The sequence below is a fragment of the Candidatus Avelusimicrobium aviculae genome (assembly GCF_949292495.1).
Lineage (GTDB): Bacteria > Elusimicrobiota > Elusimicrobia > Elusimicrobiales > Elusimicrobiaceae > Avelusimicrobium > Avelusimicrobium aviculae.
On record NZ_CASEZB010000002.1, the window covers coordinates 26,077 to 41,044 of the forward strand.

The 14,968-nt window shown below is 48.7% G+C and carries 15 protein-coding genes; 10 read left to right on the forward strand and 5 right to left on the reverse strand.

Features of this window, described 5'->3' with window-relative positions; translation table 11 throughout:
* Window position 1: 1 nt before the first annotated feature.
* Window positions 2-457 (reverse strand): C-GCAxxG-C-C family protein, encoded by a 456-nt coding sequence (locus ACQY33_RS00290; protein ID WP_428073105.1) that lies wholly within the window; start codon window positions 455-457, stop codon window positions 2-4.
* 46 nt (window positions 458-503) lie between these two features.
* Window positions 504-1,664 (reverse strand): methionine adenosyltransferase, encoded by a 1,161-nt coding sequence (metK, locus tag ACQY33_RS00295; RefSeq protein ID WP_428073107.1) that lies wholly within the window; start codon window positions 1,662-1,664, stop codon window positions 504-506.
* 112 nt (window positions 1,665-1,776) lie between these two features.
* Here metK and ACQY33_RS00300 point away from each other — a divergent pair, with 112 nt between their 5' ends.
* Window positions 1,777-2,547: an exodeoxyribonuclease III gene (locus ACQY33_RS00300; RefSeq protein WP_428073109.1), complete on the forward strand. Its 771-nt coding sequence runs from the start codon at window positions 1,777-1,779 to the stop codon at window positions 2,545-2,547.
* A gap of 60 nt (window positions 2,548-2,607) precedes the next feature.
* On the opposite strand, the gene ACQY33_RS00305 is transcribed toward ACQY33_RS00300, so the two are convergent.
* Genes ACQY33_RS00305 through ACQY33_RS00315 form a run of 3 tightly spaced genes read right to left on the reverse strand, consistent with a single transcriptional unit; the run spans window position 2,608 to window position 5,369 of the window.
* Window positions 2,608-3,483 (reverse strand): VIT1/CCC1 transporter family protein, encoded by an 876-nt coding sequence (locus ACQY33_RS00305; protein WP_428073111.1) that lies wholly within the window; start codon window positions 3,481-3,483, stop codon window positions 2,608-2,610.
* A gap of 9 nt (window positions 3,484-3,492) precedes the next feature.
* Complete coding sequence (locus ACQY33_RS00310; RefSeq protein WP_428073113.1) at window positions 3,493-4,932, reverse strand: M20/M25/M40 family metallo-hydrolase; 1,440 nt, start codon at window positions 4,930-4,932, stop codon at window positions 3,493-3,495.
* Entirely contained in the window at window positions 4,929-5,369 is a 441-nt protein-coding gene (locus tag ACQY33_RS00315; protein WP_428073115.1) for a DUF192 domain-containing protein, read from the reverse strand. Before ACQY33_RS00315 ends, ACQY33_RS00310 begins: the two co-directional genes overlap by 4 nt.
* A 107-nt stretch (window positions 5,370-5,476) precedes the next feature.
* On the opposite strand from ACQY33_RS00315, the gene ACQY33_RS00320 reads away from it, so the two are divergent.
* The 9 genes from ACQY33_RS00320 to ACQY33_RS00360 all read left to right on the forward strand — a co-directional run.
* Window positions 5,477-6,010 carry a type IV pilin protein gene (locus ACQY33_RS00320; protein ID WP_428073117.1) on the forward strand — a complete coding sequence of 178 codons (534 nt, stop codon included), beginning with the start codon at window positions 5,477-5,479 and terminating at the stop codon, window positions 6,008-6,010.
* Window positions 6,011-6,088: 78 nt separating this feature from the next.
* Window positions 6,089-7,066 (forward strand): ABC transporter ATP-binding protein, encoded by a 978-nt coding sequence (locus ACQY33_RS00325; protein ID WP_428073119.1) that lies wholly within the window; start codon window positions 6,089-6,091, stop codon window positions 7,064-7,066.
* Window positions 6,988-8,052 carry an ABC transporter ATP-binding protein gene (locus tag ACQY33_RS00330; protein ID WP_428073121.1) on the forward strand — a complete coding sequence of 355 codons (1,065 nt, stop codon included), beginning with the start codon at window positions 6,988-6,990 and terminating at the stop codon, window positions 8,050-8,052. The genes ACQY33_RS00325 and ACQY33_RS00330 overlap by 79 nt, the downstream gene beginning before the upstream one ends.
* Before the next feature lie 8 nt (window positions 8,053-8,060).
* A complete protein-coding gene (locus tag ACQY33_RS00335; protein WP_428073123.1) occupies window positions 8,061-9,206 on the forward strand; it encodes a M20/M25/M40 family metallo-hydrolase in 1,146 nt (381 codons plus the stop codon).
* A gap of 27 nt (window positions 9,207-9,233) precedes the next feature.
* Window positions 9,234-10,259, forward strand: coding sequence for an ABC transporter permease (locus tag ACQY33_RS00340; RefSeq protein WP_428073125.1), 1,026 nt, complete (start codon window positions 9,234-9,236; stop codon window positions 10,257-10,259).
* 4 nt (window positions 10,260-10,263) lie between these two features.
* On the forward strand, window positions 10,264-11,139 hold the full coding sequence (locus ACQY33_RS00345) for an ABC transporter permease (protein WP_428073127.1): 876 nt from the start codon (window positions 10,264-10,266) through the stop codon (window positions 11,137-11,139).
* Between the two features lie 48 nt (window positions 11,140-11,187).
* The gene (locus ACQY33_RS00350; RefSeq protein ID WP_428073129.1) at window positions 11,188-12,804 is read left to right on the forward strand and encodes a long-chain-fatty-acid--CoA ligase; all 1,617 of its coding nucleotides are present in this window, start codon (window positions 11,188-11,190) and stop codon (window positions 12,802-12,804) included.
* Between the two features lie 3 nt (window positions 12,805-12,807).
* The gene (locus ACQY33_RS00355) at window positions 12,808-14,304 is read left to right on the forward strand and encodes an HD domain-containing protein (protein ID WP_428073131.1); all 1,497 of its coding nucleotides are present in this window, start codon (window positions 12,808-12,810) and stop codon (window positions 14,302-14,304) included.
* Between the two features lie 181 nt (window positions 14,305-14,485).
* Window positions 14,486-14,968, forward strand: a 483-nt coding sequence (locus ACQY33_RS00360; RefSeq protein WP_428073133.1) for a hypothetical protein, incomplete at its 3' end; no start/stop codon positions are given.

Here is a 14,968-nt window from a genome sequence, read left to right on the forward strand (position 1 = left end):
GTTATTCCTCCTCGGGGGAACGTTCTTCGTATTTTTCAAACTGGCCGGGGAACAGGAAATCTTCCACCAGGCGGGCGCAGTCCGCCACGCAGCCGCGGCAGGAGCGCAGGCGGTCTGTTTTGCCGTCCGTGCCGCGCAGGTCGGCGCATTGGCAGGAGGTGTTCCACTTTTCAAATTGGTCCATCATTTTTCCGCCTAATTCAAAGGTGGAAAATTTAGACGCCGGGGCCTGCAAATTTGCGTCGCTGTTTTTAAGGCCGGCCAGCATAATCATCGCGCACACGGAGCCGCAGGTGGCGTATCTTTTGGATATTCCTAGCCCATAGGCCTCCGCCGCGCGGAAGGCGGTTTTTTCGTCCATGCCCAGTAAATCGCAATACGTACAGGCTACGGCCTGTGCGCAGTTATAACCGTTTTTATGGCGGTTTTTGGCGTCTTGTACTCTGGATTTAGTCATAAAAATTCCTCTTTAAAAAATATCCCGGAGTAACCCGGGATAGAAATTATTTAACCGCTTTTTGCAGGGCGGAAACTTTATCTGTGGCTTCCCAGGGCAGGCCTTTGCGGCCAAAGTGCCCGTAAGCGGCCGTTTGCAAATAAATGGGGCTGCGCAGTTTAAAGTGCTCAATAATGCCGCGCGGCGTGAGCGGGAAAATCTTTCTGGCAACGGCGGCCAGTTTCTCATCGGCCACTATACCGGTGCCGTCCGTATCCACATAAAACCCTACGGGTTCATCGCGCCCAATGGCATAAGCGATTTGAACGGTGCATTCGCTGGCCAGCTTGGCGGCCACAATGTTTTTGGCTATATAGCGCGCCATATACGCGGCGGAACGGTCCACCTTGGTTGGGTCCTTGCCGGAGAAAGCTCCCCCGCCGTGCGGGCAGCGGCCTCCATAGGTGTCTACAATGATTTTGCGGCCGGTGAGGCCCGTATCGCTTTGCGGCCCGCCGATGACAAACTTGCCCGTGGGGTTAATGTAAATTTTGGTGTCTTTGTCTATCCATTTTTTGACGGCGGGCAAAATAGCCACGGCTTCAATTTCTTTTTTGGATTTTTCGGTAATTTTATTGCCGGTTTTATCCAAAATGTCTTCCGTGTGCTGGGTGGAAAGAACAATGGTGTCCACGCGCTGCGGTTTGCCGTCCACGTATTCCACGGTTACTTGGCTTTTTGCGTCCGGCCCCACGTAGGGCAGGGTTTTTGTTTTGCGGGCTTTTTCCAAATTTTTCAAAATATCATTGGCCAATACCAGCGGCAGGGGCATATATTCCAGCGTTTCGTTTACGGCGTAGCCTACCATAAGACCCTGGTCCCCGGCGCCGCCTACGTCCACCCCTTGGCTGATGTCCGGCGATTGTTTGCCGATTACGTTTACCACGGCGCACGTATCGCCGTTAAAACCAAATTTGGAATCGGTATACCCGATGTCCTTTATTACGTTGCGGGCGATTTGTTCAACATCTACCCAGGTGCGGGTGGTAATTTCCCCGCCTACCACAACCAGCCCCCTCGTGATGTACGTCTCGCAGGCAACGCGCGCGGTTTTGTCTTTGGATAAGATTTCATCTAAAATAGCGTCTGAAATCTGATCGCAGACTTTATCCGGGTGCCCTTTGGAGACGGACTCAGAAGTAAAATAGAACTTTCCTTTTCTAATCATGGTTTGTTACTCCCGGCGGGTTTAATTTTGAGGGGGGATACCGCCTTATTTATGAAGTTTATTATAATAATTATTATACCAATTTACTTGCGGCTTATGCCGGGGGGACATTATGTTTAAACGCTTTATTTCCTGGAATGTAAACGGCTTGCGGGCTATAGAAAAAAAAGGTTTTTTGGATTTCTTGGCTTTGTCTAAGGCGGATATTTTGGCCGTACAGGAAACCAAGGCCGATCCGCAGCAGCTTTCCGCCGCTTTAACCCTCCCTCAGGGATACCACGCCTATTTTGCCAGCGCCCAGCGCAAAGGGTACAGCGGGGTGGCTTGTTACGCTAAAGAAAAACCCTTAAACGTAACGCCCGGTTTAGGTATAGAGGAGTTTGACGCCGAAGGCCGCACCCTGATATTGGAATACCCTGATTTTTATTTTTTAAATATTTATTTTCCAAACGGAGGGCAAGGGGAAGACCGCATAGATTTTAAACTGCGTTTTTACGACGCGTTTTTGAAAAAAAGCCAGGAACTTTTTGCCACCGGTAAAACCGTTATTGCTTGCGGGGACGTAAACACCGCCCATACCGAGCTGGACCTGGCCCGCCCCAAACAAAACGAAAACGTAACAGGATTTTTGCCCAAAGAACGCGCCTGGTTGGACAAATTTTTTACCCAAGGGTATGTAGACGCTTTCAGACTGTTTGAAAAAGAGGGCGGGCATTATTCCTGGTGGGATTACAAAACCCGCGCGCGGGAACGCAACGTGGGCTGGCGGATAGACTATTTTATGGTGGACGCGCCTTCCGCCCCTAAAGTAAAAAGCGCGCAGATACTGACGGATATTTTAGGCTCTGACCACTGCCCCATAGATTTAACTATGGAGCTGTAAAATCATTTTTCCTAAAAAACCCCGGGTTTTTAAACCCGGGGTTTTTGTTTTAAGTAGTTTTTAAGCTTCTATGCCGGTTAATGTTTTTAACAGGTATCCTATAAAAAAGCTTACCCCGGCTACCCCAAAACTAAGGCAGGCCATTTCCACAAAGCGGCGGCGGAAGTTTTCCCCGCGGGCTACGGAATAGTAAAAAGAGAAAGCCGCAATGAGCACCAATGCCGCCCCCAGCATCACCCCCAGCGCCGCCAGCACATTGTGCATCAGCGCAAACGGGCTGACTAATGCGGCTACGGTGATTACATAAGCCGCCCCTGTGTAAAGGGCCGCTTTCACGGGGTGTTTGCCGGTGTCTTCTGACTTAGAGGATAAATATTCCGAAGACGCCATAGACAGCGCCGCCGCTATGCCCGTTATGGCCCCGGTAAGGGCGATGAGTTTAGGGTCCCGCAGGGCAAAAGTAAACCCGGCCAACGCGCCGGTAAATTCCACCAGCGCGTCCGATAACCCCAGCACCACGGACCCCATGTACGCCAGGCGTTCTTCGTTAATTAAAGCGATGAGCTTTTGTTCGTGCGCGTCTTCTTCTTTGGCCAGTTCGCAAATGGTGGGGTATTGGGTAAATTGGGAGTAATTTTTTACCGCTCCGTGTTCCCCGTTTTCCATTAGTTTAATGGCGAAAGTAAGGCCCAGCACGCGGGCCAGCAGGGAGTATATAAAAATTTTTAATTTATCCGGCCGGGCGGTTACGCCGCTTTCTTTATAAATAAGCTCATAATGTTTTTCTTCCTCGGCGGCTATTTGTTCCAGCACTTGGCGGTTTTGGGGGTTCTTTTCCCGCGCGGCTAAACGGCGGTAAATGCGGCTTTCGGTTATTTCGGCGCGCGCAAAAGCGCGCAGTTGCGCTAAGGTTTGTGTGTCGGGTGTGTTTGTCATAATGTCCTGTTATTTTTTGGCGGCGGGAGCCGCGTCATTGATGGGGAATTCCTGCCCGGCGGCAAAATCGTACACCACGCTGCCTACAAATTTTAATTGGTCGGACAAATCCTGCAAACTGATAAACTCGTCCGCCGCGTGGGTGCGGTTTTCGCCGGTAGGGTCCATATTGGGGCCCAGGCCGTAAGTTATAACGCCTAAGCGGCGTAAAAATTCACTGTCTCCCGAGGCGGGGCTCATGCCCGGAACGGTAATAGAATGGGGAACCAGGCGGTTGCCCGCTTTTTCTATGGAAACAAAAAGTTCGTCAGAGCCGTCCATCGGTTCCGGGAACGGCATTTGCGGTTTTTCTATAATTTCCAGGCTGATGCTTTCGTCCCCTTCAAACAAAGATTTTAAATCGTCAAAGAAAGCGTCGGGGTCCGTTCCCGGCAAGAGGCGCGCGTTTAACACGGCGATGGCTTCCCCGCCGGAAGTGCCGGCGTCATTGCCGCTGGAAATAACGGTGGGGTTTACCGTGTCTTTTAATTGGGAGCGGAAGAACGGGTCTATGGCAATAATTTCCGCGGCCATTTGGCTGTTTTTTTCATTGCCGGATAGCAAAAAGTGCATGGTGGTGCGCCCGTCCTCATCTTGGAGGGGGGCAATGGTTTTGAAAAATTTTAAAGCGGTGGGTGTCATGCGCGCGGGGGGATTGTACGCCGCTATTTTGGAAAGCGCTTGGGACAGGCGGTACACGGCGTTGTTTTCCGTGGGCATGGCGGCGTGCGTGGCTACGCCATAGGCCGTTACTTTGATGTCCATATACATTTTGGTGGACGCTTCGGCAAAGACAATGGACACCCCGTCTTTGTCTACAATAATTCCGCCGCCTTCGTTTAACGCGAAACCGGGCTTGATTTTATCCCAATGGTTGCTGGCCAGCCATTTTAGGCCGGTATCGCTTCCTACTTCTTCACCGGACGTAGCCAAAAAAATCACATCGCGCTTAAGCGGAACTTGCTGTTCTTTTAACCACGTAAATAAAGCCAAATAGACGGCGGTATAATTTTTGGCGTCTGTTGCGCCCAGACCGTAGATTTTGCCGTCCTCTACCGTGGCTTTATAGGGGGGGTAGGTCCAGTTATCCGCCGCGGCGGCCGTATCTAAATGAGATATGAGAAGCAACGGCTCTAGCTCCGGGTCCGATCCTTTGAGCCGGGCCAATAAGTTGGCGCGGTTTTTGCGCGGGATTAAAATATCCCAGTCTATACCGTATTTATTGAGCTGTTTGTAAATAAAACGGGCGGCTTGCAGTTCGTTGGGTTCCGGCTCGGAAGTGTCTATATTGATGAGGCCGATCAAATAATCCTGTGCGCGTTTTTCCAATTCCGGGAAAGCGTTTTTGTCTCCAAACCCGGGCTGCCACAAGCAGAATAGGCTTAATAAAAGGGTGCACAGTTTTTTCATTTTTCTTCCGCCGTAAATAGAATTTTAGAACCGGGTACTATGCCGTGGCGGGATATAGATCCGGCCGGCAATTCCAACACATACCGCCCAAAACCATACACAACGGCCACTTCCGCGTCCGGCGTGTAGGTGTAAGAATGGGGTACATACTCATGGGCTTGGTTTACAACGTGGTCCGCCCCTATGAAAATAATGTCTAAATCAATTAATGTATTTTTCATCCAGAAGGCCTGTTCTTCTTCTTTATCCATCAGAAAAAGCATCCCGTCCCCTTCCGGCAATTTGGTAACAAACATGAGCCCCTTTTCTATTTTTTCCGGCGTATCAGCTATACGTGCGTTGAGGGTAAATCCGTCCGGCAGGGTAACCGGCGCGGTGGCGTGTTTCCCGCAGGCGCACAATAAAGCGGCCAAGAAAAAAAGAAAGATTTTTCTCATATTTAATAGTGTAGCAAAAATACGGCCCAATAGGAGTAGAAATGATTGACGTTATAGACCCTTTTTGATAGACTGACAAACATAGTATGTATTTGTTGGGAGGGAACATGCGTAAAGGGTTTACTTTAGTAGAGTTATTGGTTGTTGTGTTAATTATCGCCATATTGGCGGCTATGGCGCTGCCGCAATATTTTAAAGCGGTGGAAAGAAGCCGCATGGCGGAAGCCCAAAATTTATTGGGTACATTGGCGGATACCCAGCGTCATAAATTTATGGAGTTTAACCGGTATGCTACGGATTACCGCGGGCTTTCCGTATCCCCTCAAGGAGCTCAGGGTAATGTTTACTATACGAAGGGGGATGTGGTAACGGGAGAGCACGGAAATGGTTTTGCTATTATTTTAGAGCCGGAGACCGAATTCCGTTTAGGCAGCGCCACCGCGCGCCGCCATGCATCGGAAGGGGAATTGCAGTATCAGTATGAGTTAATGCAGTTTTACCAAGCCAAAGACCTAACCTGCCACGGCATCAATTCGGCCGGACAGGAACTATGCACTGATTTCTGTGGTACGGATACCCCGGCGGAGTATTGTTGTACGGACGGACGGATGGAAGCCTGTCCGGAACCAAGAGACAATTAATTTTTATTTAACCCCGCCGCATATCGCGGCGGGGTTTCTCTTCTAATATACAAGTATAAAATTGGTATAATAGATACAATGAATTCTTCCTCCGCTTTGTTGGACGTGCAGAACCTGCGCGTTTCTTTCTCTACCGAAGAAGGCACCGTACAAGTGCTTAAAGGCTTGTCCTACTCTTTACCTAAAGGAAAAGTGTTGGCTGTGGTAGGGGAATCCGGCAGCGGAAAAACGGTGCATGCGCTTTCTCTTTTGCGCTTGCTTCCTCCTACCGCGGATATAGAAGAAGGGCATGTTTTATTTGAAGGGAAAGACTTGGTTTCTCTGCCGGAAAGACAGCTGCGCAAACTGCGCGGGGCGCGTATATCCATGATTTTTCAGGATCCCATGTCCAGCTTAAACCCGGTGCTTACCGTGGGGGAACAATTAAAGGAAACCATTCTTGCCCACCGTAAAATTTCTAAATTGCGCGCCAAAGCCGCGGCCATACGCCTGCTTAAAAAAGTGGGAATTTTGGACGCCGCCCGGCGTTATGACCAATATCCTTTTCAATTTTCCGGCGGGATGTGCCAGCGTGTAATGATAGCCATGGCTCTTGCTTTAAAACCGCAAGTGCTTATTGCCGATGAGCCTACCACGGCGCTGGATGTAACCATTCAAGCCCAAATTTTGCGTTTAATAAAAAATTTACAGCAGCAGACCGGTATGTCTGCCGTATTTATTACCCATAATTTGGCGCTGGTTGCGGATGTGGCGGATGAGGTGCTTGTATTATATGGCGGCTTATGTATGGAAAAGGCTTCCGTGCAGGCTATTTTTAAAAATCCGCTTCACCCGTATACGCAAGGTTTGTTAAATTCATTGGTGTCTATCAACAAAAAAGAAGACCTGCTCCCCGCCATTGCCGGTAACCCTCCCGTGCCGGGAAAGGAATGCCCCGGCTGTCCGTTTGCGCCGCGCTGCCAGCGCGCGGAAAAAAGATGTTTTCAAACCCGCCCGCCGCTTTTTGGCAAGAGAGAACATCAAGCGGCTTGTTGGCTGCTGGAGGAAAAAGCGTGAATCCGATAGAGATTAAAAACGTATATAAAACCTATACGCGTAAACGTTTTTTATCCTTTGGCAAGAGGGAAGAAACCCCCGTTTTGCAAGATGTATCTCTTTGCTTAAAAGAAAACCACGTATTGGGTTTGGTGGGGGAATCTGGCTGCGGAAAGACCACTTTGTCTAAAATTATTTTAGGTTTGGAAAAAGCTTCCAGCGGGCAAGTGATAGTGGACGGCAAAGAAATAAGCAAGTTAACGAAGCCCGCTTTTAAGAAGCTGCGCCGTTTAATGCAAGTAATTTTTCAGGACCCGTATTCCAGCTTAGACCCGCGCATGAACGTCGGCCAAATTATTGGGGAACCGCTGGATATACACGGTTTGTACAAAGACAAACTTTCCCGGCGTAAAATATTGGAAGAACTGGTGAAATCCGTAGGGCTATCTCCTGAGCATTTAACCCGCTACCCGCATGAGTTTTCCGGCGGGCAGCGCCAGCGCATTGCCATTGCGCGCGCCTTAGCGCTGGACCCTAAAGTTTTAATAGCGGATGAGCCGGTATCGGCGTTGGATGTATCGGTGCAAGCGCAAATTTTGAATTTGTTAAAAGAAATAAAACAAAAAAGACGGCTTTCCATGCTGTTTGTGTCGCATGATTTTGCCGTGGCGCGTTTTTTGTGTGATGAGATAGCCGTCATGTATAAAGGCCGCATTATGGAATACGCGCCCGCGGAGGAATTGTTTTCCAACCCGCAGCACCCGTATACAGAGGCTTTGTTTTCTGCCGTGCCGGTGCCGGATCCCGTCCGTCAAAAAAAGAGGGAGGCTGTTTCTCTTACCGCCCTCCCTGGTATGGAAAATCATCCTTGTCCGTTTGCGCCGCGCTGCGCTTATGTGTGTGAAGCCTGTCACACTGCGCCGCTTCTTGCGCAAGTTCGCCCCGGCCATTTTTGCGCGTGTGCGGCTTTGCCGTTTAAGAATAAAAAAAGCTCTTTTGCCGTATAGGAGGAAGCATGCAAGTAAATGAAAAACGTTTGGTTGATACTTTTTTGGAACTGGTCCGCACGGACAGTGAATCCTTTCATGAAAAAAACATACAGGATTTATTGGTTAAGAAATTAAAAGCTTTAGGATGCAGCGTGTATGTGGATAACGCCGGTTCCAAGTATGAAACAGATGCCAAAGGCAATATTATCGCTTCCTTTAAAGGCACTAAAAAAAGCCGGCCGATGATTTTATCCTGCCATATGGATACAGTTCCCCCCGGGTGCGGTATCAAGCCCATTGTTAAAAAAGACCGCATCACTTCTGACGGAACCACCATTTTAGGAGGGGACGACAAAGCCGGTATTGCCATTATTTTGGAAGTACTTGCCTCTTTAAAAGAACAAAAAATTCCGCATGCCCCATTAGAAGTAGTATTTACTCTTACGGAAGAGAGCGGTATGCGCGGGGCAAAGAATTTGGATTATAAAAAAATAAAAAGCCGCGAAGGCCTTATCTTGGATAATGAGGAGTATGACGAGCTTCTCATCCAGGGCCCTTGCGTAAGCGATGTGGAAGTATGGATTAAAGGGGTGCCGGCGCATGCGGGCGTCTGCCCGGAAAAAGGCATTTCCGCTTTGGAATTGGCCGCCAAAGCGCTTGCTTCAATGAAACTGGGGCGCATAGACAAAGAAACCGTCGCTAATTTTGCCATTATTAAAGGCGGAGCCGCTTCCAATATAGTGACCGAAGATATTTTTATCAAAGGGGAAGCGCGCAGCTTAAATGAGGCCAAATTAAAAAAACAGCTTGCCCATATGAAAAGCTGTTTTGATAAAGCAGCCAAACTGTTCGTAAAAAAAGTGGACGGCAAAGTTTTGCGCCCTCAAATTAAATTTGTTACTTCCCGCCGGTATGGGGCGGTGTGTGTGGCAAAGAATGCGCCCATCGTAAAATTAGTAACCCAGTCCGCCAAAGAACAGGGCGTAAAGCTGCGCGCTTGCGCTTCCGGCGGCGGTTGTGACGCCAACGTGCTGAGCGATTTCGGATTCACGCTTCCTAATTTGGGCGTGGGCGTGCAAAAATGCCATACTACGGCTGAATATTTGGAATTAAAACCCTTTTTTACGGCTTTTAAAATTGTAATGGGCACCGTACTTAAATACCAAAAATAAAAAACCAACAAAAGGAAAAAGCGTTTTATGTTTAATTATGTTTTGCGTCGGCTTTTGTTATTGCCAGTAGTCATACTGGGGGTAACTTTTTTGCTCTTTTTCCTTACCCAGCGCTTGAGCCCGGAGATGCGCGCTTCCTTATATATTAAAGATCCCCGCCAAATGGGCGCGCTGGAAGAAGTCATCCAAAAATATGGCCTGCGTGACAGCGTGTTTAAGCAATACGGCCATTGGCTGGCTAACGCGTTAAAAGGGGATTTGGGATACAGCCAAAGCGCCAATATGCCGGTAGGGCAGGCTATTAAAGCGTATTTGCCGGCCACGGTGCAGCTGGCGGTGGTAACCATTATTTTGGTAGTGTTTTTTGGCGTGTGGTTCGGGTGTGTATCGGCGGTAAAGAAAGATAAATGGCAGGACGTGGTGGCCAGATTGTTTTCGGTAGGGGGGTTTTCCCTGCCGATATTTGTGCTGGGGCTTTTGCTTTTAATGTTGTTTTACGGACGGCTGGGTTGGTTCTCACCGGGGGGATATTCCGTATACACGGATATGATTGTACACGGGGGGGACTTCCACTCCTATACCGGGTTTTTGTTGGTGGACTCTTTATTAAATTTAAATTTCCGTGTGTTTGGGGACGTCCTTTCGCATTTGGTGTTGCCTGCGGTTACGCTGTGTATCGGCTCTTTTGCTTTAATGGTGCGGGTGATGCGTTCCAGTATGCTGGAGGAATTAGGAAAAGATTATGTGCGCACGGCGCGCGCCAAAGGGTTGGCCCCATGGCAAATTACCTATAAACACGCGGGGAAAAATGCCGTTATTCCCGTTATCACGCTGGCCAGTATACAATTTATCCGTTTGTTGGGGGGAACGGTTATTGTGGAAACGATTTTTGAATATCCCGGCATCGGGCGTTTTGGCGTAATTGCCGCGCAGCAGCTGGATATTGCGGGCATTATGGGGTTTTCGCTCATGGTGGCGGTTTTATTTGTGTTGGGGAATTTGCTTTCAGATGTTTTATATACCGCGGTAGACCCGCGCATCAGGCTGGACTAATGATATGTTACAAAACCGTATTTTTAAACGTTTTACCAGAAACAAAACTTCTTTAGTGGGGCTTTTACTGGTTTGTTTTTTTGCTTTTATCGCTTTGTTCGCGCCGGTATTGGCGCCTGTGGATAATGCGCGCAATCCGTATCAAATGCCCCAAAGCAGTTATGCTATTGAACCGCAAACGCCGTCTGCTTCCCATTGGTTTGGAACAACGGAACAGCAATACGATTTATATTACGGCGTAGTGTGGGGGGCCCGGCTTGCGTTTAAGATAGGCATTACCGTTACGTTTTTTGCGTTTTTAATTGGGCTTTTGGTAGGCAGCGCGGCGGCTTATTTCGGCGGAAAAACAGACGAAGTAATCATGCGTTTAACGGATGTGGTTTTTGCCGTGCCTTCTTTGGTGTTGGCTATGGTAATTGCCGCTATGCTGGGGCCGGATATTAAAAATATGATGATAGCCCTTACCGCGGTGGCTTGGCCTTCCTACGCTCGTTTGGTAAGGGGGGATATTTTATCTGTTAAACAGCGGGATTTTGTTACCGCTGCCCGCGCGCTGGGCGCGGGAGGCCCCCGCATTATGTTAAGGCATATTTTGCCCAATTCCATTTATCCTTCCGTGGTGGTAGCCAGTTTGGATATAGGCTATATTGTGCTTACGGCGGCTTCTTTATCTTTCTTAGGATTGGGAGCCCAGCCCGGCACGGCGGACTGGGGGCAGCTGATTGCCATGGCGCGCAACTGGGTGTTGGGTACCAGCGGCAATACGCTGGCCTATTGGCATACGGTTTTTATTCCCGGCGGGGCGATTTTCTTTTTTGTATTGGGTTGGAACCTGCTGGGAGACGCCTTCCGGGATATTTTAGACCCGCGCCAAGGCTAATTTTACTACAATAGAAAGAGAGTTTATCGTGTTACAGAGGTGCAGCGCATGATTAGACGTAAAGATTTATATACCGCGTTGGCGGACAGTGCTTTCCGTTTCCCGGATAAAACCGCTTTGGTGGAAACCGGTACAAAACGTTCGGTTACCTACATGGAACTTTTAATGAAAGTGGACCGTGCGGCTGATATGTTTTTTGAACACGGGGTCCGCAAGGGGGACCGCGTAGCCGTGGCGCACCGCAATTCCATAGATACGGTAGTGGCCAATTTCGGTTTATATAAATTGGGCGCGGTATGCATTCCCATGAATTTTATGGTTACTAAGCCGGAGGAACTGGAATTTATTTTAAAAGATTCCGGCGCCAAAGCGGTGGTAACGCAGGCGGAGTTTATCCGCCATTATGTAAAAGTGCTGCCCAGTTTGCCGGATATCAAGTATATTTTTTCCACGGATGAAATTCCTGTTTCCGTGCAGGATAACCCGGCCGTTCTTAAATTTTGGGACGAAGTGGAAAAATCCACTTATCACGAAGAAACCTCCAACCCCGGCGCCGGGTTGGATGATTTGGCTTTTATTTTATATACTTCCGGCACTACCGGTCTGCCCAAAGGGGCTATGTTGACGCACGGAAATTTGGCCTCCAACGTAATTTCCGCCGCGCAGATTTTTAAAATAACCGACGAGGACGTGTTCTTGTGTCTGTTGCCTATGTTTCACTCTTTCGCGTGGACGACGTGCGTGGTTATCCCTCTATACCTTAACTTAAAAGTGGTTATTGTGGCTAACATCATGCCCGCCAGCCATTGGCTCAGCGCGATGGGTTCGGAAAAAGTAACCCTTATTTTGGCGGTTCCGCAAATTTACGCCGTGCTGTCTAAAGAAGCCAAAGGTTTCAAACGGCTGTATTTACAGTTTTGGCCGTTTAAAGATGTGCGCTTTGCGGTATCGGGCGCGGCCCCGCTTACGCAAGAAATTAAAGACCGCTTTGAACAAAAAATAGGCGTACCCATATTGGAAGGGTACGGCTTAACGGAAACCAGCCCGGTGGTAAGCGTGAATACGGAAGAACTTCAAAAAATCAAATCCGTGGGGCCGGCTTTGCCTGCCGTAAGCGTGATTGTACTGGATGATGACGGCAAAGAACTGCCCCGCAACCAGGAAGGGGAACTGTGTATTAAAGGCCCCAACGTGTTTAGAGGGTACTTTAACAATCCCAAGGCCACGCAGGACGCTTTTACCCAAGACGGCTGGTTTAAAACGGGGGACATCGGCGTGATTGACGATGACGGTTTTATCTTTATTAAAGACCGCAAAAAAGACATGATTATCATCAAAGGGCTGAAAGTGTTTTCCGCCCAGGTGGAAGCCGTTATTTGCGAACACCCGGCCATTGAGGAGTGCGCCATCATCGGCGTGCCGGACGGCCGCGGCGGTGAATTTGTAAAATGCTACGCGGTTAAAAAAGAAGGGGCGGAACTTTCGGACAATGACTTCCGCAAATTTTTAAAACAACATTTAGATACCTATAAACGTCCGCGCGATTTTGAATTTGTGGACGAACTGCCTAAAAACGCGCTTAAAAAGGTATTAAAGCGCGAGCTTCGCAAAGACGCGGTGGCTAAACTGGCCGAGCGTCAAGTAAAGACGGAGGAAACCCTTTAACCCATGTCTGTCAGTTTGGCCGCCGTTTTAAAAGAAGTAGCCCCGCAGGCCTTTTATGTAGGCGGTGCGGTGCGCAACAGTTTATTAAAACGGTGGTCTAGTGATGTGGATATAACCCTTCCCCAGCAAGACGTAAAAACCGTGGCCCTGGCTTTGGGCAAAAAACTAAATGCCGCCGTGTTTGAGATGGACCCCGCCTTTGGCGTTTGGCGTTTGGTAACCCGGCGGGAAGGGATTCAAATAGACGTGTGCGCCTGGCAAGGTAAAAATTTAAAAGAGGATTTGCTGCGGCGGGACTTTACGTTCAACGCCTTGGCTTACCCGGTTACCCAGCCGGTCTGCGTTGCCGTTAAAAAAGAAAATAAACAAACCAAGGTTTTACTAAAAGGATTGCGCCGCAGCCAAATTATAGATTTTTGCGGCGGTTTGCAGGCGGTGAAAGAACGTCAAATCCGTCTTACTTCCGCCAAAGTTTTTAAAGAAGACCCTTTGCGTATGTTGAGGGCTTTTCGCTGCGGGGCGGAATTAAATTTTAGTATAGACGTCTCCGTATTAAAACAAATAAAAAAAGATGCCCCTCTTATTTGGCAAAGTGCCGGGGAACGCATACAGGAAGAACTTACCCGCCTGTTTAATACCCCCAAATCCTATGAGAAATTGCTGTTAATGGAAAAAAGCGGTTTGCTTACGGCGCTGTTCCCGGTTTTGGAAGAACAACGCTCCTGCGCGCGGGTGTATTATGGTACCGGCGGGGTGCTTTCGCATACGCTGGCGGTATTTAAGCGCATGGAGTATTTGCTGGAACATTTGGATAAAGCTTTTCCTAAGTACGCTAAAAAGTTAAAACCCTATATTGCCAACAAAGCTTTGCTAAAAATGGCGGCCCTGTTGCATGATATCGCCAAACCCGCCACCGCCAAAAAAGTAGGGGACAGACTGCGTTTTTTTTATCATGAAGAACGCGGCGCCCGTATGGCTAAAACCATTTTAGAGAAGTTACATTACAGCCGGGCGGATATACGGCTTATTTGCGCTATGATAGGGCAGCATTTGCGCCCCAGCAATTTAGCCAGCAACGACGTTATTACAGACCGTGGCGCCTACCATTTTTTTAAAGATTTGGCCGATGCCGCCCTTCCTTTATTATTATTATGCTGGGCCGATTATACCAGCTACGTGACAGACTACCAGCTAAAACGCATTATTCCCCGCAGCGGGGAACGGATGATGAGTTTGGAACGCGCCAAAAAAACCGCCAACATCGGCAAAACGCTGCGGCATATGCAGGTGCTGTCTTTACTGCTTAGCAAATATTTTGACCAACCTAAAAAAATGAAGCCTTCCCGTTTGATTAACGGCAAAGACGTGATGGATACGCTGCATCTTCCGCCCGGCCCGCAAATAGGGGAAATATTGGAAAAAGTGGCGGAAGCGCAGGCGGAGGGCAAAGTCTTCACGCGGGAGGACGCCCTGGCGTTTCTTGCCCATCTAAGCAAATAGAAAACAGGTTTTGTTATTAATCCGTTTGGGTTTCCCAAACGGATTTTTTTGTTTGTTTAAATAGGGCTTGACTTGTTTTTTTTTTTTTGCTACAGTGGGTTTTGAAATATCCGTGTATAGGGGTACACGGGGTCTTGTTTTTGCTGTTTAAAAGGCAGTTACGCCCCTAAGGAGGGTGAATATGAAACATTTAATAATGACAGGAATGTTTTTTGTTTTGGCTTTTGCGCCCTTAAGTGCAGAAGTCATCCAAACCATTAACTTTAACCCTGCACGTTTAGGCCAATATGAACGCTTGAAAGTGTCTGAAAAGGCAACTTTCCAAGGGGGCTTGACGGCGCAGTCCATGCAAGTACGTTCCGCCGGAACAGTCAGCATTAACGAAAGCGAGTCAGACGCTTTAGCCTATGACATTCCGTTATTGGACGGCCGCAAAGGCGCACAGTCGGACGATGTCGTCAATAATTTCCCGGCCGAACCTACCTTGGACTTTCCCGGTACGTGTTTCTCTTCTTTGGAAAATTGCGTTTCTTCCAGCAGCACCGGGAACTTAAACGTTAAGTTCAACGGGGGCGCCGCCCGGTTTGTGGGCCCCAGCGGGTATAACGATCCGGCCAGCCGCATTAACCAAATTACCACGAACGCAAATCAGCTTCGTTTGGAA